This is a genomic window from Bacillus cereus group sp. BfR-BA-01309 (genome assembly GCF_022664315.1).
GTDB lineage: Bacteria > Bacillota > Bacilli > Bacillales > Bacillaceae_G > Bacillus_A > Bacillus_A mobilis.
Window position 1 is genome coordinate 52,821 of the sequence record NZ_JAKUHE010000013.1, and the last position, 24,078, is coordinate 76,898.

Genomic DNA, 24,078 nt, shown 5'->3' on the forward strand with positions numbered 1-24,078 from the left:
CTATAGGAAGATGAGGCTTTTTTATGCATAAAGAAAGACACCCAAAGGTGCCTTCCTCCGACTTGAACCATCTTAAATTTAATAATAAATATTGATATTTTTATATATACGAATTAAAATTGTAATGTCTAAAAATTGAGGAGGCTTATATGAAAAATCCATTCTACTCGAGACGTAAGTTTCGCTGTATTGCTGTAGTTTGTATATTTGCTTTTACCCAGGCATTAATTTTAAACTGCGGCTTACACTTCCTAGGGTTTGTACCTTACATCATATTATTTTGTTCACCTGTGTACTTTATATTTAAGTGTAAGAAAGAAAAAAATAAGTGTGTTGAATTAGTATGCAATCAATATAATCAAGAAAGATTCGCAGAGATGGAGGTATACCATCCAAATTCAGAATGGGGATTTCTTGTTTTAACAAAGCAAGCGCTGTTCTTTGTTCCTAAAAAAGGGGGTATCTGGTCTATTAATTTAGACGAAATATCTCGTTATGGAATGGATGGTATTGGGACTGGAGTATTCAATTCAACAACTTCGTCACTTACTGGGGACACTACTACAAGAGAAGATGTAAATCGTATATTTTATGTGTATAAGGGTAAAGAGTGTTACTATTGGTATACTAACAAAAATGAATTAATGTTTGAAAATATGCAGATATTATTTGGAACACATACTAGTCAATTAAAAAGTAATTACTAAGTGAATTTAATGCAAATGCAATTATATATAATTAATTTTGTATTTCGATTTAAATTATTTTTTATATTTCCCCCTCAGAAATGAGGGGTTTTTGAGCTATATCTTTTCGGAAAATAATAAAAAAGACACCCTAAGGTGCCTTCCTCCGACTTGAACCACTTTAATAATATGTATTGGACTCCCATCTGATTTCCACTTCACCATAAAAAATGTAATCATTTTGATTTAAAATTACATTTTATGAACTTCACCAGTATTAGAATTCACATTGAACCAACCATAAGTTGCTGTATGTCCGCCTTCTTCGTCTGACACAATTTGATATACATGTATGACATACTCTTCACCTTCAACGCCTTCGTATTCGCAGTAAACTTTAGAATTGTTGGTAATGTTTAAAGTTTTTCTAACTTTGTTTTCTGCATCTGTAGGAGAGAGCTTTTGTTTGCTGCTTTGAGCGGTTTGCTTTTGCTGTTCTTTTGCTTGTTGTTGCTTCTTTTGCTCCGCTGCTTTTTTCTGCTCTTCTTGTCGTTTTTCTTCTTCCACTGCTGCATTTTTCTCTTTTTCCAGCTTCTCTAACTGTTCCGTTACCTTTTGATTTTGTTCCGTGAACATCTTATCTGAAGTTGTTTCTTGTTGTACTTTTGTCAATATTACCTTTGATTCATCAAATTTCTTTTCGCTTAGAAGGTCTTGAGCTGTTTGTAATTCTTTATTGTAATTCTCACGTTTATCTTTATATTGAGTGAGTGTTTCTTTCTCCTTCTTCGCCTCATTTTTCACCGTATCTAAACCGTCTTTCATGGTTGAAACTTGGTCGAATAACTTAATTGCATTGTCGATGTCGAGTTTTTCTTTTGCGATCAGCGCTTTTTCCATTTTGGATGCTTGCTTTTGCAAAGTTTGAACTTCCTCGTCCTTTTTTTCTTTTAATGCAATTTCAAATGAAGCATTTGCATTTGTATATTCCTTATTTGCCAGTGCTAATTTTCCCTGTTCTACCGCTTTATCGAATGTTTCGTTACTGCAACCGAATAATAAGGTTGCGATTAATAAAATAGAAAAACTCATCAAGAATTTTTTCAAATTTCTCCCGCCTTTTTATACGCATTTTCCTTATATGAGGATAAATAAATTAAATGTCGATGATTCGCTGCATTTTCTTTTTCTTCGCAGCCAGTCATCATAATCATAGCTAGCAATAGACTATATGCAGCGAAATACTGTTTTTAAACTTCGTAAAAATCTTATGTTTCAACATGGTGTATCCTCCCTGATTGTATGATTCTAATGAAATCATTTAATATTATAATATTATCATATAAAATAAACCATATCATTTTATTAAAAAATGCGATGTATGTAAAAAAAGAAACCCTAAGGCGCCTTTCTTCAACTTATCACCCCTTAACATCAGGTATTATCTACATAATTGTAGAGATAATACACCCATACATTAGTAATTACTTCACGACCCTATTTTAAGTTTACAAAATTCCAAAAAGGCCCCTCTCATTAAAAATAAAAAGAGGCACTTTTTTTATTAATCTACATGTTAAGTGTGTCCAAATCCTAAGGCATACGATCTTTTAAATCAGCTAAAGGTATAAGCTTGTCAACAAGCCATAACTTCTTATTTCCATCATAGATAAGATTTATTTGCATTAATGACATGTTATCAGATGAAACACCATTAACTGTAATTTTACTTTTCACTTTTGCTAATACATTTGCTTTTGTGGTATCCAAAAATGCATAATACAACTCGCCACCTGTGTATTCAGATTGAAAGGAAACTTTCTTCTTTTCCTTCTCATCCCCAGCCCTAGGAGCAGATTGAGTCGGTCCACCTGGTGGTGTTAATTCTTTCTTTGCATTTGGTGTTATATATGCATCGATATTAGCAAGGTATGATTCACCTTTCCCCGTATCATAAGTACGGAAAGCCTTAAGAAATCGTTCCGCAGCTTCCTTTACCTGTTGTTGATTATTACTCTTTAAAGCTAGTAATTCCTTCTCAGTATCCTTATATCGTGATTCTATTTTTAGTATTTTCTTAGACAACTTTTCCTTTTCATCTTTGATTTGGGCATTATCTGCGTTTATTTTAAAATTTAATCCTATGCTACCTATAAGCAATACGATTAATAAAATTGTTGTTTTTTTCATTTCACCCCTCCTATCTTGCCACCCTACCATAACCTGCAAAATGCTGTTGCCAATACGGTGTATTTAAATCTGCATAACCTATTGGATCTCCTGCATGGAACATACGATTGCTACCAACATAAATTCCAATATGTGAAATGCCTGGTTTATACGTACCTTGGAAAAATATTAAATCCCCTGGTTGTGGATCATTGGTTCGCTGTGTCATTTTAAATTGTGTTTCTGCAGTACCAACTAAATTAATACCTGCTTGCCCATATACCCACTGAATGAGTCCACTACAATCAAATGATGATTGTGGTGTTCTTCCTCCCCAAACGTAAGGCCACCCCTGATATTTAATGGCTTCATCCATTACCTTTTTAAATAATTCATCTCCGCCGGCTACTGGTCCACCACCACTACCACCTTGATAATATCTTAGCACATGCGGAACATAGTCTGGATCACCATAGCACCAATTATTAGCTACTGCCTCTGCACTTCGCCAAGAACCACATTTATAACCAGTTTTCGCTGTCTGTTCTGCAGAAAACGCTCTAGCATTCGCGTGAGAATATCCTCCATTAGAAAGTGCGTAGTTTGCATAACCAGTTCCATAGTTGTAGCACTGTAATGTAATATTTGGATCGCCGTTGGATTTTTTATGACAATCTGCAAAGTGCATTAAACCATATTTAATACTTTCTTCTGGATCTGTAAAATAACCAGGAGGATGATTTTGTGATTCGGAACTTTGCATAACGTCCAACTGGGTTCCAGAACTTTCTTGCTGAATAAGTGCTAATATTAACGGGGTCATCGCTTCTATGCCGTGTTGGGCTGCATATTTCCTTACTAACGGCTCCCATCTCATTACTTCAGGACTAACACTTGCAGTACCTGGTGTAAAAGGGCCACCAATTCCCCCAGGACTGACTTCATCCTCACCCATTGTAGCAGTTAATAAAAATATCACTATACCTAAACCTGCAACAGCAGCCAGAATCACACCGGCTATTATTAATAATGGTTTTGCAACAGCAACCGTAGCTGCCTTTTGAGCTACTTTAACTGCTACTTTCTTCCCTACTTGTGCAACTGCTTTACCCGCTACTTTTGTACCTTTACCAGCCGCCTTCCCTAAAGAATGGCCTGCCTTTTTCAAGGCAGGCTTAGCATTCCCTAGTTCAGCTTCAGGATGATGTTCATTTTCAAAGTCGCGATTTGGTTCCGCACTCAATGTATAAACCCTCCCTCACAAGCCGAATTATTTTGGTTTTATAGTTTCTTTCGCTTTTACATTTTTTAAAGCTTCTTGTTGTGTTTGTGCTTTCGTTTCAACTTTTTTAATTGCTGCCCCTTCTTTTACCTGTTGTTGATTATTTACTTTAGGGACATTTTTAGTTGGTTGTGAATTAACCGGTTTTACCTCTACTTGCTTTTGCGGCGTGCTTACATGTGAAGTAGTAACTGGTTTACTCTCAATCGGTTTCGGTTTCGATGGTGTCGTCCCCGACTGTGGTGTTGTGATTGGTTTACTCTCAATCGGATTCGACTGTAATGGTGTTGTTCCTGACTGTGGTGTTGTGATTGGTTTACTCTCAATCGGATTCGATTGTAATGGTGTTGTTCCTGACTGTGGTGTTGTAATTGGTTTACTTTCAATCGGATTCGATTGTAATGGTGTTGTTCCCGACTGTGGTGTTGTGATTGGCTTTGTTTGACCTGTTGGTGTTTTAATTGTTGCTCCAGGTTTTGTTTCCGCTTTTACATCTCCTTGCTTATTCTCAAGTCCACCATTATTTTGACTTGCTACCGGTCTAACTTGAGCTTTTACATCTGCTTCTTTATTATTTAATTCCTCATTTAATTGTGCTACTGGTTTGACATCCGCTTTTACATCCTCTTCTTTATCTTTTAGTTCTGCCTGTTGCATTTCAGGATCATTACCTTCATGATTCCCTCGTACTGCTAATTCTGGATTCTCTTTAGTTGCGGCTACTTCTTCCTTAACTCTTTCTTGCTCCTGATTTCCTTTTCTATCGCGAACACCTAAATTTTCTTCTTTTTTCATTTGATTTATATTTTTTTCTTTTTCTGCTTGCATTTGTTCTTTTTCCTTGCGTTTACCATCTGCTACCTTTTCTTTTCTATCTGCATAGTTTTCTTTCAACTGTTTAAACTTACTGTAGCCTGATTTACCCACTTTTCCTGCCACCGCAGCACTTGCAAGACCCGCGGCGCCAGCTACTGCTACACCTCTTCCAACTGTCTTAGATCCACGTCTAACATCACGATATTTCTGCCTAATATTACTCATAGCATCTGATGCGCGTGCTGCTCCTGCACTTGCTGGTACTGAAGTAATAGCATCGAAAATAGTTTTACGATATAACCAAACACCTAAGAACGAAAGTACTTGTAATGCAGCAACTACTAAATAACCATACTTATCAGTTGCGCTAAATAATATTGAAGAAACCCAAAACATTAAAGTTATAAGAAAACCAATTGCAACTTTCATAAGCAGCGTTCGGAACAATTCAGATAAAAATCTCTTAGCTGTCCCAGTCCATGCAGGTACTAATGCCATCAATAACATTACTGGTGACATTAGCGCTACGATGATAAACATTAATTGATAAAATAACATCGCCATACTACATAAGCCTAAGACAACCCATAAAGGTCCATTGATTAAGAAAAGTAGTAATACTAAAGCGCCACGCTCAAAAGTAGCATCCAAAGTTAATATTATATTTTTCTTCTGTTCTACTTCCTCTTTTAATAGATCCTGCCTTTCATCTGCTCCTGTTGTTGTTAACATTTTCTTAATTCTTTCATCACCGATTTTCTTCATATCTGTTGTACCAAACTGCAGTAATGTATAAGGTTGTTTTATTAATAGAGTGTGTGTTAAATCAGTAATGGAATCGACACCGCTTGAATACCCTTGACTTGCTCCACTAATACTTTGAGTGGAATCAAGAACAGTTTTATTTACTTGTTCAGAGAAAGTGTTCAGTCCTTTGATAATATAACTTGAATTTGCGAAAAAAGCTAAAGTGAAAACTAAGATTCCTAATGCCTTTAACAATCCTCCTAGCATCTCTGACTGGCGTCGTTGTACAAAACCTACCCAGATAACCCAGCAGGCTAATAAAGCTAACATGAGTCCAATTAATTCACTATATATTCCATTCCCCCAAGAACCATTGAACCCTGCTGCTTTAGATATTACATCGCCTAATTTATCTCCTACATCAGCTACAATATTGAGACTCATAGATTGGCCGACCATACTTGTAACAAAAGTACTAACTGCAAGGTTAATGGTCCATCCAATACTTACAAGACTAAATAACACAGCCACCATTTGTTCTTTTACTTTGTCTCCCCATTTCCAAAACTTAAGAGATTCACCAAATCCACCTTCTGGTGTATAAATGTCAATTCCATAGCTACTTGCAGGGTATTCTTCATATTTTAATTTTTCCTTATTCTTTGGAATGATATCATCTATAAGAGAAGGTCTGGGTTCTTCCTCTGCATATACTGGAGCAGCTTTAAAAAGTAAATTAAATGCTAAAAGCAAAGTACAAATTAATAACAATAGGGTAATAAACTTTTTCATTACATGTTACTCCCCCTTTTATGGGAAACCTATTAATCTTTCGAACTAAACTCATTTGTCGGTTTAGTATTTGCTACTTCATCAATTTCATTTCGTTGAGGGCCAGAATAACTTCGAACTTTGAATCCATCCTCTGTACGAACTACTCTTACCCATTTCACTGCTTTATCGATGTTTTTAGGGGGCTTCTTTGAAATAAAGTTATACATAATTGTATCCTTATCTACCACATACTCTTTTACTGTATAGTCTTTGTAAGATAAATTATTTTGTGGCCCTTGATTCGGATCTAAAACTGTATTTTTATCTCCATCGACGATAACTTTTCTAATTGTTTTATTATCATGTTGTAAGTCGGCCTTTACAAAGTCCAACATCATTTCTCTAGGAGTGTGCCCCTGTTTATCTTTTTCTTCTCCTACATTTGTTTCGCTATTTCCACATGCTGCGCTCAAAATTAGAGCGCCAGCACATAGGCTAGATAGCATTAATTTTTTTAGTTTAGTTTTTACCATGTTAACTCACTCCTACATTTATTTTTTCTCCCCCTTCTTCGACAAAGGTTGCATTACCTTCCTGCTTTTCATCATCATTTGACTTTCTATAATTCTTTCTCGCATTTGGTCTTGTATCAAATGCATCGTATAAATCCTTAAACACTACATCCATTGTGACAACACCTGTTCTTCCTTGAATATCTTGGAATAAACATTGTCCTGTTTCCAAATTAGTAATAATCGCATGATTTTCTTCATTATCAGGTAATCCAAAGAAATCTAAGATTGAAGATATTTCTTTACTGTCGGTATTACGGAATGAGAACTTCATACCGATATTATTCTTAAATGTTTCATCCCCAAGGTCACTTGCACTTTGAGTTGCAAAATATACTGCAGAGTTTAAAGCACGACCTTCACGAACTAGCTTACGAGCCAACTCTCGCCCTTGAGAAGTTCCCATAATTGCCCATGCTTCATCCAATAAAACAATTTTGAATTTAGTAGGGTCTTTTTGAAAGAATTTTCTTGCAAATGAAGATAGAGACATCAGCATACTAACTGATAAATTTTCTTGTAAGGTATAATCTTTCGGATCTTTTTGAATATCTGGCATGTCAAGATGTTGAATTTGTATGATATTTACTGCTGTATCAAGTTCAATATCTCTATTTGTTCCATCACCAAAGATTAAGTGTGCAAATGATAAATTCTCAAATGCTTGAATATGAGCGGCTAATTGTTGATCCACTTTATCATCACTATCTTCAAGATATTGAGATACAGCTGTTAAGCACGGCTCTTCCATTCCTGCTACGAATTCTACGGCTGAAGCTAAGCGCGGGAATTTCTCCGAGTTATCTGGTTTAATTCCTGTAATGAAAGTAAGAATTGTCATCGCTAACTCAATCGCATCTTTTCGGCTATGTTTATGAATGATAAATGGGTCTAATTTCCCTTCATCTCGCCTATCAGTCCCGAGTGTAATTACGTTTACCTTACCTTCTAAGCCGTGTAAATCTTCTGTCCAGTTCCCTCTCTCACCTTTCGGATCGACTATCAGTGTTTGAGCTCCCCCTAGTACTGCTAGATAAACAATTAAGTTCGTTCCAAATGATTTACCAGAACCAGTACTTCCTGTTACTGCAACTGAAAGTGCACTTGTTTTTTGATTTGCAACGGTATTTGTCGCTGCAAGAGAAGGTGTCATATAAACTGCTTTGTTTAAAATACCAGTTGTTCCTATATAAAATCCGATATTATCTCCTAAATCTTGTGTTGCACCAAACATTCCGGCCGCCAACACTCCAGGTTCCATAAAGTGTATATAATCATTCACATACCTTCTAGAACCAGGGATAAATTCATTAAACAGTAGGAACTGGTCTCCATACGGTCTAACTAGTTCAATCATCATCTCTCTATAAATAGAAATAAGTGAATTCGTATTTCGACGCATTGTATCTAAATCTTCAGCACATATACAGAAAGATACCGATGTTTTAACCAGTGGCATACGTGTCTTTTGTATAAGCGCTTGTAATTCAGTAGCCTCTTGAACACCTTCATACACGTTTAACCCAACGGTTTGTGCATTTTCCCTTGCATGTGCTTCTTGATCTTCTAAATCTTTTTTCTTTTTATTTAGTTTAGATAGAGCTTTACGATGGTTAATATTTTCTGTACGAACACTTAGTTCGATTGGGAAATCTATATTTTGGATCATATACATCCACTCTTGGTCTGGAAATTCCATTGTGTATGGAATCTTCGATGCTGATAAGAAACTCATATATGCTGGATACTCTAACCCATCAGAGCCAATTTGGGACATTTCAATATGTCTTCCTTTAACCTCTACTTCGGATTCTGTTAAACGTAATAAACTCTCTTGATTTGGAAAGATAGCCGAATCATCATCAACCACTGGTGGTGTCCATCCTGCTGTAACAGGTGCTTCCAATGTACGATAGAAGTTGCGTAATACAATCCATTGTGTTTCATTTGTTTCTAAGCTTCTTACCGCTAAATGTTTTCTTATTTTATTTCTAAAGGCGCTAGCTTCCCGTTTATACATCTCCAAATCAGTTTTTAGTATTTTGGTATCACCAAGTAATCCAAACTGTTCTGCAGTGTTTTTAAAGGTATGAAATGCAGTGTAAAGCATTTCCTTAAGTCCTTCTTGTATGTGTCTTACTTTTAATTTCACACCTATAAAATAACGATATTCTACAGCGTTTTTACCAAATTTTCTTTCTAACTCATGGACAACGTCATCAGTATGATCGATTGCTAGTTCTTTTAGTTCACCGCTTACTGTTTCTTTAAACTCATCGGCTTTTTCTTTGAAATTCTGATAAACAGGTATCATTAATAGATGTTTTTCTTCTTCATAATTCCAAAACAAGCCGAGTTGTCGCATAAACAACGTATTTTTATCATCGTCTCCTTTAAATTCATAAGGAATCCCGTATGCCTCATAATACGCCCAGCAAGAACCATCTTGGTTAAAAATCAAATTATCATGAAAATATTTGACTGGAAATTCAACCTGATTCATTTGTGCCTCCTTAGAGAAGAATATGAGACTAAACTAATTCTTCCGTATAGATTAATTAATTACTTTTTCTTAATTGAATCATCCTTAAATCTTACTACCGTCTTATATTGATAGCTTCCAATATTACCAGTTGTATCTTTATAACGACTCAACTTCTTTTTTTCAAATGTAAATACAAAAAATCGATATATAAATTTGTGTGGACTTTTTCCATCCAATTCTACATTTCCAAAGAAGTACGCTATACCACCAGGTAATATTAGATATTTAAAAAAGACGTTGTTTCCTAATGGTAAAATCTGTTCTAAGAATATTATTATTAATAGTGTTCCAACAAAAATCCCCAGCTGTCTGTAAGGTACAGGGAAAGGGAGTGTTATATCCCTTATCCCATATAAACTCTTAGGAATATCCCATATAGAGTTGTAAGTCCTTACTTCCTTGCGAGTCGGTTTCTGAGTCACTTATACCAACTCCTTAAAATTTCTAATTTTTACAAATGATTATTTAAATAATAAATTATATAATTTTGTTCCAAGGTCTTTGAATACATCTGGAGTGAATACAAACACAGATACAATCGCACAAAGTACTAACCAACCAATTAGACCAGCCATTTGTCTTTTTACAAGTAAAACTATTACACCGATGATTGCTACAACTAAAAAAATGGGACCTAACTGAGCTACTAACCAGTTTTTTGCATTCACTCCAAAATTAATGTTGCCTAAGACCGCTGCATCCGTAAGAGCAGGTAATTGCTGAGCAACCGTATCTAATCCCAAAAGCTCCATAATTATTTACCCTCCACTTTCTCTAATGTGTTTTCAAATTTCTTCATAGAGCTAATTGAAAATTTGTTATCTTTATTTACAAGATTTAAATCATATGAGTATGTGTACTCTAAGCTGCTATCATTGTCTTTTAACTTAGCATCAACTAAGACTCTATATCCTTTATCCTTATCTTCATAAATTCGTAGATTTTCTAATTTGCTAAATGTCATAATACTTTTTAGTCCATTTGTTATATTACTTTTTTCAAAGTAGTAAGCAATTTCTTCTGGTGTTCCTTCTGTATACACTTTAAATACAGATTGTAAAAATTGTTCTACTTTTTTAATTTCTGCATCTGTATTAATTTCTCGTCCTTCTGATTTGAAAGTGGCTATTTTATAAGGTGCCTTTCCTCTCTCTCCATGAACGATTGTAGGATTGTTAGGGACTACCATCTTCCCTTTCTCCATTAAAACCGGTATAGAGAAGTACCTTGTAACTTCTTTTGGTTCCTTTGGTGTGTCTGGAGCTTGTGTTGTTCCAGGAGCAGGATTATTTACAGGTTCTAGTTTCTGAATGATTTTTAATGTAACTTCTGCTTCATTTCCTTTTTGTCGGACCTCTACTGCTTCCGATTTAACTAAAGTACTAGAAGCGTTTTTTAAAGTATCTCTATTTAATCCACCTTGCTCATCGGATCCTTCAACTAGAAATTTCTCTAATCGTTTTTTTCGTTCTTCAGCTACATTCATATCAACTTTCCAATTAAAATAATTAGCAGCAAAATTATTCGCGTATGCAATTAATTCTGCTTCTGACATTTTAATTTTTACAGGTTCCTCTTTCTTTTCCTGAACAGCTACTGCTCTAGGAGGACCGGCAAGTTGGATAAATGAAAGGGAGCTTCCCGCAACCACAAATCCCATTACAAACCAAAATGTAACCTTTCCTACTTTTCTTCCTGTTATTGCTGGAACTTTCTCCCTTGTTTTACGTTTCTTCTTTTCTTTAAGTGCTTCTGAGTTTTCTTGTTGCATATCTAATATTTCGGTTGTTTTATTTTTTGCTTGTTTAAAGAATGTAAATTTCTTTTTTTCGACGTTTTCCTGGGATTTCTTTTTTACCATGTCTTCACCTCTCTTTTTAAATGGTTAGGAGATTACAAAGTTCATTGTAATTTCCACTAATCAACTATCTACTTTAAGTATGATTTACTTTTTTCGGAAATCTAAGAGAAATAAAAAAAAATTATGTTTTATATCAGAATTTTTTAGAATGATTAAAACTAAATATAATGTTTATTAAAGTACATAAAAAAACCAATTCCATTAAGAAATGAAATTGGTTTTACACAGGATTTATTACTCTATAGTAAGTATTAAACAATATAAAAACCTAATATAATATAGATCTTTAATATATATAAAGAAAAAAGATAAAACTTTTATACAGAGAAAAAATCGTCTTAAAACATTGCTGTGCTAAGGGTTCATCATTACTCTAGCCATAAAAAATCATAAAAAGTAAATACTGGGAATGTACTTAATGAGCTGGATGATGATTAATAACTACAAAATATCATAAAGTAGGTATATAAAAACTACATATAATCATCGTTAATTTGATGCGAGTGAATGAATAAATAATAAATGCAAATTTTGCTGATTTATGAACAAGTTTTCCACATTTCTTAAAAACTACACACAATTTATTAACAAATAGACCAAAGTTAGGAACAGAATCCACTTTTTAAACATAACTAACAGAATTTTTTCTGATTTTAAGTAGATTTAGAGATAGAACATGATAAGAACAGTACTTAAGGCTTTATCTTATACACATCAGGTCAAAATTATTAAGATATCAACAGAATTATATAAAAATATTTCTGCTTTTTTGTAGATGAAATGACACAAAAGAATTGAAAATTCAGATTTAAAAAATCAGAATTTGTGAATATCTCATTTTGATTTACGTGCAATGTATGTAATTGCATAAAAAATAGAGAGACGTGATCATTAAAATTGAAAACCTTCTCTCTGTTTTATTTAAAGTAATGTATTTCACAGGGTATCTCCAACACGAATAGCCCTCCACTTTTGTTTTTTCAAAAATAGAGAGCTGTATCTTTACATTGCTGGAAGCAGCTGATCAACCGTATATGGTATTTCACTTGTTGAACGGTAATATGCTTCTAAGGACTGTAGAAACTGAATTAAATCAAAGTCTTCAAGGACCTCAATTACACGAATCTTTTCCTTCGGCAATTTATCAATTTTTTCAATGAACAGTTCACGAATATCACTAGGCATGTTAGTTCCTTGATGTCCACTAGACTTTAAGAGTTCGCGAATTTTAATTTCTAATGCTGTATATGCGTTAATATTTACTCCTTGCTCATAAGCATATCTTCTAAATAGTGATTCCTCTTGATACTGCATGTAATTACGATGGTAAGCATCTAAGGTTACAGGTACAGCATATTTCGCATGAAGCAGGTCATGCGCTTTACGGAATAGCTTTTGAACATTGCGTAAAGAGTATATAGCAAAATGAGTACCAAATTTAAAAATGGCCTCTTCTTGATCATGTTTAGGTACATTGTGTGTAATTAAAGGATAAATTCCAGTTTTAGCAGCTGTGTCTAATACACGATATTGAGAAGACTGCTTTAATAATTTACTTAGTGTATAAACAAGCTTTTTCGGATATCCTTCTTGTCGATCAATCATTTCTCGCAAGCCACGAATAACTTGGCGAATTTGACGGTGACAAGAGTGTTTTAAAACGTTAATGAATTGGTTCATATCCTTGGCAAATTCAGCAATATTCATTTCAACTAACAGGTTTTCTATAAATTTAGCTTTACGCTTATATGTATCTCGTGGTGTAAATGGATCACGGTATTCTGCTCCTTCTTCTTTTGTGCATAAGAAATCAGGGTGGACAGATAAATGCAATGTTGTGTATTGCTTTTTATTCTTCTTCCCTTTTTCTAACTTGCAAATTTTAAATAAAGGAGATCCGGTAGCAGATAGTTTTGTTTCTAGTTCCTCAAGTACAGCACGAATCTGATGTGGGTATTTTTTATGTAAGTAACGATACATACCACCAAAGTGTGTTGAGTTTCCTTGTTCGTCAACTTTGAATAAAGAACGTTTCAGGGTAGTTTCGCGTTTCTGCTGCATTGCTACATCCATGAATAGTTTCTTAGCTGCAATAGATAACTCAAAGAATTCTTTTGTAAATACGATCGGGCTGATAAATGTATATGCATTTGCTTTATTTGTTTCCTTATTCATAAAATCATTTAAGATGATTTTATATTTACCACTGTACTCATTTTCGATTGTAATGATGTTATGGAAGCTTAATTTCTTCAAAGCCACATAAAATTGTGAGTGGTGAATATGTGCAAATGCTTCTTTATAATTTTTATAATCTTCCCAAAGCATGTGGATCGATACATGCGAAAGCTCACCATATGTATTACATTTTTTATGAAGAAATAGAAATACTTCTAAATCAGCATTTGTAATTCCATATAGCTTATGTTTTCTGCCTTCGTTTTTATCAAATTCACTTACTTTATCTACAATCTTTTTCATTTTCAGTGAAAAAGATGGCTTTGCCTTAGCAACAAACCCCTCTTCATCTGCAATTCGTTCTTCATAGGACATTGAATTCACAATGTCTTCTAAATAAGTATCTTTAAAACTATAATACTTACCTTCTAAAGCTTCTACTAACTTTTGCCATGATTTAATTGTTACAATTACCGGTGTTGTTGTTTCACCATTTAAACTTCGTTTGTTCTTTATAACGAAAGGTTTTGCCATCTTTTTCACCTCCTTATATATTAAGTTGCAGTTTTCCCCACAATTAGATATAGATTATCATTTTTGATTATATCAAATCGAATACTGGTGAAATCTGTCCCTTTAAGAGAAAAAACAAAAAAATGAAACGTGCCTCTATCCCTTGTGCGACAAGGGGTTTGACGTTTCATGAAAAAAAGTTTGTTGCCACCATAGGGCTATGAAGTTTTTTGAATATGAAACGTAGTATATAGTGGGAGAAATCCTCCGAAACCATTGATTTTATAGGGTTTTCATCCAATTCCGTTTGAACGTTGTAGCCATCATATAGCTATAACGTTTCATGTTTTTAAAACAAGTTATATTTTATTGAAAACTGCTGTAACCCTTGGTACATATAGGCTGTTTGGATTTTTAAAGTGAAAGTTGTAGCCATCATATCGCTATAAACGTTTCAGTTCGTTTCATGTTTCCTGCCATCATATAGCTATAACGTTTCATGTTTTAAAACAAGTTATATTTTGTATGAAAACTGCTGTAACCCTTGGTATATATAGATTTGTTTGAAGTTGTTAAGTGGAAGTTGTAGCCATCATATAGCTATAATGATTTTAGCGTGTTTTCTTTCATATTTAATGAAATGGCTTTATATCAACGTTTATTACTAATTTACATAGAATAAAAAAATTTTTAGTCAAATGATTTTCAGGATATTCTCGTTTCATTTTTTTAAAGTTGTAGCCATCATATAGCTATAACGTTTCATAAATTACGAAATTGTAACCACAATATAGCTATTCATTATTAAAAGTAAGAAGTAATAGCCATGATAAGGCTATACAGTTTCAAATAAGGGCTTATAGCCACGATAAAGCTACATAGTTTCAAATAAGAAGTAATAGCCACGATAAAGCTACATAGTTTCAAGTAAGAAGTAATAGCCGCGATAAGGCTATGTAGTTTCAAATAAGAGTTTATAGCCATGATAAGGCTATATAGTTTCAAGTAAGAAGTAATAGCCGTGATAAGGCTATACAGTTTCAAATAAGGGCTTATAGCCATGATAAAGCTATAAAGTTTCAAGTAAGAAGTAATAGCCGTGATTAGGCTATGCAGTTTCAAATAAGAGTTTATAGCCATGATAAGGCTATGTAGATTTAAATAAGAAGTAATAGCCATGATAAGGCTATGTAGTTCCAAATAAGAAGTAATAGCCACGAGAAAGCTATGTGGTTTCAAGTAAGAGTTTATAGCCATGATAAGGCTATGTAGTTTCAAATAAGGCTATATAGTTTCAAATAAGAGTCTATAGCCATGATAAAGCTATGCAGTTTCAAATAAGAAGTAATAGCCATGATAAGGCTATGTAGTTTTAAATAAGAGTCTATAGCCATGATAAAGCTATGCAGTTTCAAATAAGAGTTTATAGCCATGATAAGGCTATGTAGTTTCAAATAAGAGCTTATAGCCGTGATAAGGCTATAAAGTTTCAAATAAGGGCTTATAGCCATGATAAAGCTATAAAGTTTCAAGTAAGGGCTTATAGCCATGATAAAGCTATAAAGTTTCAAGTAAGAAGTAATAGCCGTGATAAGGCTATGCAGTTTCAAATAAGAGTCTATAGCCATGATAAAGCTATGCAGTTTCAAATAAGAAGTAATAGCCATGATAAGGCTATGTAGTTTTAAATAAGAGTCTATAGCCATGATAAAGCTATAAAGTTTCAAGTAAGAAGTAATAGCCGTGATAAGGCTATGCAGTTTCAAATAAGAGTTTATAGCCATGATAAGGCTATGTGATTTCAAATAAGAAGCAGCTGGGGTATTTAAGGTGTGGCTTAAAGTAACAAGTTATCTAGGCGTTAAGCAAAAAATCAGTGTGTTTAACTAATTTACTTTTAAAAATTGAAATTGTATTGTAAAGTAGTGGTTTTACAAATACAAGCAGTTTTATATAATTAAGGACAAGTAAAGAGAATTTAAATGATCCACAATAAAACGTGTAAAAATCAATAATTGTGCGGATTATTCAGATAACATTTCAACTTAGAGGTTATGTGGTTTTTCATCTAAATGGGAAAAATAAACGCACTTTTATTCATTCATCCGTTTAAAGTGAACTTCCATCAGTGGGAGTCTTATAGCCTGTGAATTGTGAGATGAAAAATGGACTAAGAATTTAATCTTAGTCCATTTCTTATTTTATATCCATTTTGTATGGAATGTACCGTCTTTATCCACTCGTTTATACGTATGCGCTCCAAAATAATCGCGCTGCGCTTGTAACAAGTTTGCAGGTAGTTTGGCAGTACGATAGCTGTCATAATAAGAAATTGCTGCTGAAAATGCAGGTATCGGAATGCCCTGTTGTACCGCCATTGAGATAATTTGGCGTAATCCGCCTTGATATGACTCTACAATCTCTTTAAAGTATGGATCAAGTAAAAGGTTCGGTAGATCAGTGTTTGTCTCATAAGCCTCTTTAATGTTCTGTAAAAAGGCAGCACGGATAATACATCCGCCTCTCCAAAGCATAGAAATGCTGCCAAAATCAAGGTTCCAATCATATTCCTCAGAAGCTGCCTTCAATTGCGTGAATCCTTGTGCATAAGAACAAATTTTACTCATATATAAAGCTTGGCGCACTGCTTCGATTAATTCAGCTTTTTCAACTTCAATTGCTGTTTTATCTTTAGGGCCAGATAAAACTTTGCTTGCGTTCACGCGCTCTTCTTTTAAAGCAGAAATGCAACGTGCAAATACAGATTCCGTGATAATAGGGAGAGAGATACCTAAATCAAGTGCGCTTTGGCTTGTCCATTTCCCTGTACCCTTTTGTCCTGCAGTATCAAGAATAACATCCACTAATGGCTTACCAGTTTCTTCATCTTTCTTCTTGAAGATATCGGCTGTAATCTCGATTAGATAGCTATTCAGTTCACCTTTATTCCATTCAGCGAATATTTCATGGAACTCTTCTGCAGTCAAATCAAGTGTTTGTTTCAAGAAGAAATATGCTTCACAAATTAATTGCATATCGCCATACTCAATACCGTTGTGAACCATCTTTACATAGTGGCCTGCCCCATTAGGTCCGATATAAGAACAGCAAGGCTCGTTATTCACTTTTGCAGAGATGTTTTCAAGCATATCCTTTACTTTTTCGTATGCATCCTTCTGTCCGCCTGGCATAATAGATGGTCCCTTCAATGCACCCTCTTCGCCGCCTGACACACCTGCACCGATGAAATTGATTCCTTCTTCGGCAAGACGTTTGTTTCGGCGAATTGTATCGACAAAGTATGTATTACCACCGTCAATTAAAATATCACCTTTATCGAGGTGAGGGACTAGAGAATCAATCGCCTTATCTGTAATTTCCCCTGCATTAACCATTAATAAAATCTTTCTAGGTGATTCAAGTGAGTTAACAAACTCTTCAACTATATGAGTACCAACTAAGTTTTTACCACGGTTTTCCTCAATGATTTCATCAACTTTTTCCTTTGAAATATCATATAGGGCAACAGAATACCCTTTGCTTTCAAAGTTAAGTGCCAGGCTTTTTCCCATAACGCCCACACCAACAACTCCAATTTGTAACTTTGCCATATTCCATCGTTCCTTTCCATGTATGTTACTCTGTATTATAGTATATATACCTAAAATAACACTTTAATCAAATAATCAATCTTTTTCATTTCAATAGGCCCCGCCAGTATTCGTGCAAAAGGTTATAGGGACACGGCACATCACTATCAAGTTAAAAAATAAAGAGAAATTTTCATCCTTATTAATCAATCATGAAAAATCACATTAAACAGCTTCCGTATCCCTTTTATTGTGTAGAAAGATCTATACAAATAAACTTAATAATAAAGTAAATCCTAATCCGGCTACAGAAACGATAGTCTCAAGTAAAGTCCATGTTGCAAATGTTTCTTTCATGCTTAAACCAAAGTACTCTTTGAACATCCAGAAACCAGCATCGTTCACGTGTGAAGCAATTAAACTACCAGCCCCTGTTGCAAGGACAACTAAAGCAAGGTTAACATCAGATTGACCTAACATCGGAATCACTAAACCGACAGTTGTTAATGAAGCAACCGTAGCAGACCCTAATGAAATACGTAAGATGGCAGCGATAATCCATGCGAGTAAGATCGGTGATAATGAAGTTCCTTTGAATAATTCGGCTACATAGTTACCAACGCCGCCATCAATTAATACTTGTTTGAAGGCTCCGCCTCCACCAATAATTAAGAGCATCATCCCAATATTTGAAATCGCTGTTGTACAAGATTCCATCACGCTTTTGATTGGAATATTTCTTGCCAATCCCATTGTATAGATCGCAACTAGTAAGGATATCAACATGGCTGTATCCGCATTCCCAATAAACTCGATTGCTGCTAGTAAACTATTATCTGTGAATCCCATTGTTTTTTGCAGCAAAGTAATAATTGTAGCGACTGCCATTAGGAGAACAGGCAGTAAAGCAGTAAACACACTGATTCCAAAGCCGGGGGTTTCTTCCAGTTTAAATACTTTCTGCTCACCTAAGGATTTGATATTACCAGTTTTTGTGAACGCCTCAGGTACTAGTTTTTTTGCAAGTTTAGTAAATACAGGTCCAGCTAACACAACTGTTGGAACCGCTATCATAAAACCGTAAAGTAATACTTCACCGATGTTTGCATGCAATTCACCAGCGATAGCAGTTGGTCCTGGGTGTGGCGGTAAGAATCCGTGTGTTACAGATAAAGCTGCTGCCATCGAAATACCGAGATATAAGATAGAAACTTTTAATTCTCTTGAAATCGCAAATACAATCGGAATTAATAATACTAATCCTACTTCAAAAAATAATGCAATGCCGATAATAAATGAGGCAGTCACAACAGCCCATTGAATGTTCTTTTCACCGAATTTTTTCACAAGGGTCATGGCAATGCGTTGTGCGCCCCCAGAATCTGAAAGCAACTTACCTAACATCGCACCAAGTCCAAAAACGAGTGCTAAATGACCAAGTGTTCCGCCTAATCCCGCTTCAATGGTTTTAAAAATTTTTTCTGGTGGCATTCCAAGTGCTAAAGCAACCCCGACCGATACAATGATTAATGAAATAAAGGTATTTAATTTAAAGCGCATAATCAGTAAAAGTAATGCTAAAATCCCAATTGCTACAATGACTAATGGCATCATAGTTCCCCCTTAATCTTAGCTGTATTTGTATTTATCCCGCTATTCGTGGGCAGTAAGGCCCCCTCACCTCGAGATTTAGATAGAAGCGAGGCGTGGGGGATTACTGATGAAAGTTTTACTTTATTAAATTTCTTTGATAATTTGCAATTCGTGTATAATCGTCTTCTAGCGCCCTTGATAGGTTAATAAATATCGGCAGTAATTGTCTGTATTCTTTTGTTGCTTCTTCTTTCGGTGTATGTTTGTAGGTACTGCCAACCATTTCGGAAACGATTTCAAAAGAATCAATTTTTCCTGTGGCATAGAGACCTAATATACATGCACCTAGACAAGAGCTCTCGTAGCTCTTTGGAACAACGACTTCAGATGCGAAAATATCGGACATCATCTGTCGCCAAACGTCAGACCTTGCGAAGCCGCCTGTTGCTTGAATACGGGTTACAGGACCATCCATGCATTCGGTTAACGCTAAGAATACAGTGTATAAATTATATATAACGCCTTCTAAAGCTGCACGAATCATATGTTCCTTCTTATGTGACATCGTTAAACCGAAGAAGGAGCCACGTACATCTGGATTCCATAATGGTGCACGTTCACCTGCGAGGTATGGATGGAATAATAATCCGTCTGCACCAGGTCTCACGCGTTTAGCTATTTTAGTTAATACATCGTATGGATCAATTCCTAGTCTTTTCGCAGTTTCTACTTCTGATGAAGCAAGTTCATCACGAATCCAGCGAAGGACCATTCCGCCATTATTTACCGGTCCACCAATTACCCAATGCTTTTCCGTTAAGGCATAACAAAATATTCTTCCTTTTTTATCTGTTTGTGGCTTGTCAATGATGGTCCGAATAGCACCACTTGTCCCAATTGTGACAGCAATCTCACCTTTTCGAATTGCATTCACACCTAGATTAGAAAGCACCCCATCACTGGCACCAATGACAAACGGTGTTTGTGGATCGATACCAATCTTTTGGGCTAAATCTTGATTGCAGTTGCTAAATATTTGAGTGGTTGGTACGAGTTCAGATAATTGAGCTGATGTTATACCTGCAATTTTTAAAGCTTCCTCATCCCAATCTAGCGTTTTTAAGTTCATCATACCCATGCATGAAGCGATGGAATGATCGACAACATATTGATCAAAGAATTGTTTGAAGATATATTCTTTGATTCCAATATATTTTTTCGTTCTAATAGCAATTTCCGGATGGTCATTCACAATCCATGTAATTTTACTTAATGGTGACATTGGGTGAATAGGTGTTCCTGTTCGTCTATAAATTTCATGGCCATTCAGTTCATCTTTGATTTTATGTGCCCATGCCTCACTACGATTATCTGCCCAGGTGATACAAGGTGTCAGCGGCTGATTATTTTCATCCATAGCAATGACACTATGCATAGCACTGCTAAATGAAATAAACGATGGTTTTTTATCTGAATGCTGTTTCGATATATTTGATATCGCTTGTAAAACAGCTTGGAAAATCTCTTCTGGATCTTGTTCTGCTGTGGATATATCCGGTGTGCGAAGTGAATAACCAATATTCTCGGTTTGGATGACTTCGCCTTTTTCAGTAAATAAAACTGCTTTCGTACTTGTTGTACCGATATCTATACCTAACATATAGCTACTCATGTCCTTGCTCTACTCCTTTAGATAACATTTGTTGTGACATCCAGAGATCTTCAACTTTCCCTTGAACATCATCAAAGTTTTGATGTAAGGCCTCAATCATGAGGGCTCGATCTTTGGATTCGATTGCTTTTATATAAAGCTCATGATTTTTAATAACCCGTTCAAAGTCTTCGTACTTTTCCTTGAAACGAGTACGCATTGATAAAAGGATTAAGCTTTCCATAACAGGCTTTAAATTATTCCAAATCATCAGGATGTAGGAATGCTCAATGGTTCGAATAATCGTTTCATGGAATAAGAGATCTTGATAAGAAAACTCATCAGAATCATGATATTTAATGGCGATTTTCATCATTTCCATTATTTTATTTAGTTCTCTTACTAAATCATTTGTGTCCATCTTTACAAGTCGCTCAAAGATAAACGTTTCTATAAGTAAACGAACATCATATATTTCTTCGATTTCTTTCTCGGTTAAACCAATGACAACTGCGCCCATTCTTTCTAAGCGAATAATATTTTCAGAAGCTAGTACTTTTAATGCTTCACGAACGGGTGACCGACTTACAGAAAAATCGGCAGCTAATTTATTTTCCGATAGGATGGTACCGCTTTCAATTTCACCTGCAATAATGCGCATTCTCAGTTCGCTCGCAACACGATCACCTGTAGAAGCTTTTGAAAGCCATTTTTCAGGATAAAGAAATTCCATTGATTTCGTCATAAACTCACCTCGTGTTAATCAAGTATACTTGTATACAAGTATTATAACTCGGATTTTTAATTATGCAAGCGCTTTTATTGCTTGCTTTGGTTCTTTTAGAGGAAAGCCCCATAATTATCAAGCTAACAAATCGATTCGCACCAAAAACTATTATTGTTGATGAAGAAGATTTAGGGAATGGAAAACTGAAAAATACGATATCCAAGGACTTACATCAACATATTTACCACTCGGGTTTACAACTTTTTGAATCAAAAATATAGATGTTAAAAATGTAACAGTAACTGAATTTGAGCATTAAAAACTTTTAAAAATTGAAATTGTATTGTAAAGTAATGATTTTACAAATAGAAACAGTTTTATATAATTAAAGACAAGTAAAGATAATTTAAATGATCCATAATAAAACGTGTAAAAATCAATAATTGCGCGGATTATTCAGATAACATTTCAACTTAAAGGTTATGTAGCCATCATATAGCTATGACGTTTCATAGTGTTAGGATTTAAATTATATTGGTTATTACATTGTTAGGAGGTACTTAAATATGGAAAAAGTATTAGTATTGTTCAGTGATGCCCTCCTACTTGCTGCTCCAATTTATGAAGAAAATAAGCAGTTATGGGGCAAATGGAATAAATATTATAAAGAAGTACAAGAGAATCACGATAAATTAGTAACATCTGCTAATATGTCCCCTTCCTTTTCAACGCTTGTTTCTTGGTTAGGTCAAAAACAAGAGCAAGGAATATCGTTGTTGAACATTTATGCCAATCTGGATAAATATAAAATTGAGATTCAAAATGTACTAGATAAGATCATTGAACAAGAATTTGGAGAAAAAGTTGAAGCAGTTGAACCAACTCAAATTTCAATTTTTGAAGATAGTCAGGTAACAGAACATATAGAAGATATATCGGATGATTACTATCCTGTAACCAATGACGCAATGTATTATCAACTACGTGATGGAATAGCAAAAAATCATTTTGAGGAAGATGAAGCAGTAGCAAAACCGGTATTGCCATTAGAAACGAAAAATTCAAGTGGAGTTGCACAACTATCCTCACATAAGGATGAAGACTTGAGACTAGTTAACACAAACGAAGCAGAAAGATGGTCTATATTGGTTGATGGAGTAATTAGTAATATGGATGACCTTACAGCAGATTGTTTGGATACCATTACAATTCAGTGGTTAAATCAAGCTAAATCTCCAGACGAATTCATAGATTTTAGTTATGAAAACGTATTGGAATTGTGCAATATGCCAAAAGCATCTGCAAACGGTGTAGAGTATTATCGCGCAGAAGATAAGATAAAAATAGCACAACGTATTGCAGCTTTAGCTAGTATCTTTATTTATTTGAATGATGATAATGAAGTTGTAGTACTGAACGATCAAGCAGAAACTGGGAAACAATTCGAAATGAAACGTGAAGTAATCAAAAGGCTGTTCGTACTTGATTCTGTAGTGTTATGGAGAGATAAGAATACTAATGAATACATGGGAATAGAATCCTGTAAGATTAAGCCAGGTAGTTTCTTATCAGGTTATTTGTATGGATCTAATAGCACAACTGCTTTATTATCGAAAAAAGCATTAGAGTATAATAGCTATAGACACAAGTTTCATAAACGTTTAATACGTTATTTATCCTGGCAGTGGCGAATCCGTCAACAATACAGTACTTTAAAAAGACCATACTCCATTGGTGGAGAAAAAGGTTTACTATCTGTAATGGGTATTACAACCATAAAGGGTCGCCCAACTCGAATTCGTGAACAACTAGAAAATGTTTTAATTGATTTAGAAAAAGAAAATGTAATTTCACATTGGGCGTATGCAGAGGAATTGGATGAAACAAAGATAGGAGAACGTAATTGGTTTAAGAATTACTATTCAAAATTAGGAATCATTATCTTACCACCAAAAGAATTGATGAATAATATAGATAGTATGGTAAAGAAAAAAGCAATAGGTATGCAAGAGAATCCGGAGGACCATTATATTGCAGAGACTGTAAAACAAACTCCTGAAGGATCAGAAGATATGATACGAGAAAAAATTATGTATCAGCATATGCATCAAAATAAAACAATGCGTGAAATAGCTGATGAAATAGGTCTATCCCCTGCTACGCTATCAAGATTCTGTAATAACAAAATGAAGCGTATTTCAAAAAGTGTTAATGAAAAACTAAACAAGTGGTATGAAAGACAAATGATTATAGAATCAATGTAAAGAGAAGCAGATACCTTTAAATTTATTATCAATACCTAAAACACAAAAAGTCATAAAAAATAAAGGGTGATACATATTAGTCATGTGTAATATGTATCACCCTTTATTTT

16 protein-coding genes are annotated in these 24,078 nt (G+C 34.6%); 2 read left to right on the forward strand and 14 right to left on the reverse strand.

Annotation, left to right across the window (positions count from 1 at the left end):
• The first annotated feature begins 149 nt into the window (after positions 1–149).
• On the forward strand, positions 150–707 hold the full coding sequence (locus MR115_RS22130) for a hypothetical protein (protein ID WP_242242795.1): 558 nt from the start codon (positions 150–152) through the stop codon (positions 705–707).
• A gap of 231 nt (positions 708–938) precedes the next feature.
• On the opposite strand, the gene MR115_RS22135 is transcribed toward MR115_RS22130, so the two are convergent.
• From MR115_RS22135 to gntR, 14 genes are all read right to left on the reverse strand, one after another.
• Entirely contained in the window at positions 939–1,793 is an 855-nt protein-coding gene (locus MR115_RS22135) for a hypothetical protein (protein ID WP_242242796.1), read from the reverse strand.
• 486 nt (positions 1,794–2,279) lie between these two features.
• The gene (locus MR115_RS22140) at positions 2,280–2,876 is read right to left on the reverse strand and encodes a hypothetical protein (protein WP_242242797.1); all 597 of its coding nucleotides are present in this window, start codon (positions 2,874–2,876) and stop codon (positions 2,280–2,282) included.
• A 10-nt stretch (positions 2,877–2,886) separates the two neighbouring features.
• Positions 2,887–4,098: a bifunctional lytic transglycosylase/C40 family peptidase gene (locus MR115_RS22145; protein WP_242242798.1), complete on the reverse strand. Its 1,212-nt coding sequence runs from the start codon at positions 4,096–4,098 to the stop codon at positions 2,887–2,889.
• Between the two features lie 27 nt (positions 4,099–4,125).
• On the reverse strand, positions 4,126–6,492 hold the full coding sequence (locus MR115_RS22150) for a CD3337/EF1877 family mobilome membrane protein (protein ID WP_242242799.1): 2,367 nt from the start codon (positions 6,490–6,492) through the stop codon (positions 4,126–4,128).
• Between the two features lie 32 nt (positions 6,493–6,524).
• Positions 6,525–7,007 carry a hypothetical protein gene (locus MR115_RS22155; protein ID WP_047956870.1) on the reverse strand — a complete coding sequence of 161 codons (483 nt, stop codon included), beginning with the start codon at positions 7,005–7,007 and terminating at the stop codon, positions 6,525–6,527.
• 1 nt (position 7,008) lies between these two features.
• Positions 7,009–9,549 (reverse strand): ATP-binding protein, encoded by a 2,541-nt coding sequence (locus MR115_RS22160; protein WP_242242800.1) that lies wholly within the window; start codon positions 9,547–9,549, stop codon positions 7,009–7,011.
• A gap of 59 nt (positions 9,550–9,608) precedes the next feature.
• On the reverse strand, positions 9,609–10,013 hold the full coding sequence (locus MR115_RS22165; protein WP_000192353.1) for a TcpE family conjugal transfer membrane protein: 405 nt from the start codon (positions 10,011–10,013) through the stop codon (positions 9,609–9,611).
• 39 nt (positions 10,014–10,052) lie between these two features.
• Positions 10,053–10,343 carry a hypothetical protein gene (locus MR115_RS22170; RefSeq protein ID WP_242242801.1) on the reverse strand — a complete coding sequence of 97 codons (291 nt, stop codon included), beginning with the start codon at positions 10,341–10,343 and terminating at the stop codon, positions 10,053–10,055.
• 2 nt (positions 10,344–10,345) lie between these two features.
• Positions 10,346–11,452: a conjugal transfer protein gene (locus MR115_RS22175; RefSeq protein ID WP_242242802.1), complete on the reverse strand. Its 1,107-nt coding sequence runs from the start codon at positions 11,450–11,452 to the stop codon at positions 10,346–10,348.
• A 1,002-nt stretch (positions 11,453–12,454) separates the two neighbouring features.
• Entirely contained in the window at positions 12,455–14,164 is a 1,710-nt protein-coding gene (locus tag MR115_RS22180; RefSeq protein WP_242242803.1) for a hypothetical protein, read from the reverse strand.
• Between the two features lie 2,180 nt (positions 14,165–16,344).
• Complete coding sequence (gndA, locus tag MR115_RS22185; protein ID WP_098858613.1) at positions 16,345–17,754, reverse strand: NADP-dependent phosphogluconate dehydrogenase; 1,410 nt, start codon at positions 17,752–17,754, stop codon at positions 16,345–16,347.
• Positions 17,755–17,997: 243 nt separating this feature from the next.
• Positions 17,998–19,344 (reverse strand): gluconate permease GntP, encoded by a 1,347-nt coding sequence (gntP, locus tag MR115_RS22190; RefSeq protein WP_242242804.1) that lies wholly within the window; start codon positions 19,342–19,344, stop codon positions 17,998–18,000.
• 118 nt (positions 19,345–19,462) lie between these two features.
• Positions 19,463–20,998, reverse strand: a complete 1,536-nt coding sequence (gene gntK, locus MR115_RS22195; RefSeq protein WP_242242805.1) for a gluconokinase — start codon at positions 20,996–20,998, stop codon at positions 19,463–19,465.
• Positions 20,991–21,722, reverse strand: coding sequence for a gluconate operon transcriptional repressor GntR (gntR, locus tag MR115_RS22200; RefSeq protein WP_000167473.1), 732 nt, complete (start codon positions 21,720–21,722; stop codon positions 20,991–20,993). The genes gntK and gntR overlap by 8 nt, the downstream gene beginning before the upstream one ends.
• Before the next feature lie 548 nt (positions 21,723–22,270).
• On the opposite strand from gntR, the gene MR115_RS22205 reads away from it, so the two are divergent.
• On the forward strand, positions 22,271–23,968 hold the full coding sequence (locus tag MR115_RS22205) for a helix-turn-helix domain-containing protein (protein WP_242242806.1): 1,698 nt from the start codon (positions 22,271–22,273) through the stop codon (positions 23,966–23,968).
• Positions 23,969–24,078: the final 110 nt, after the last annotated feature.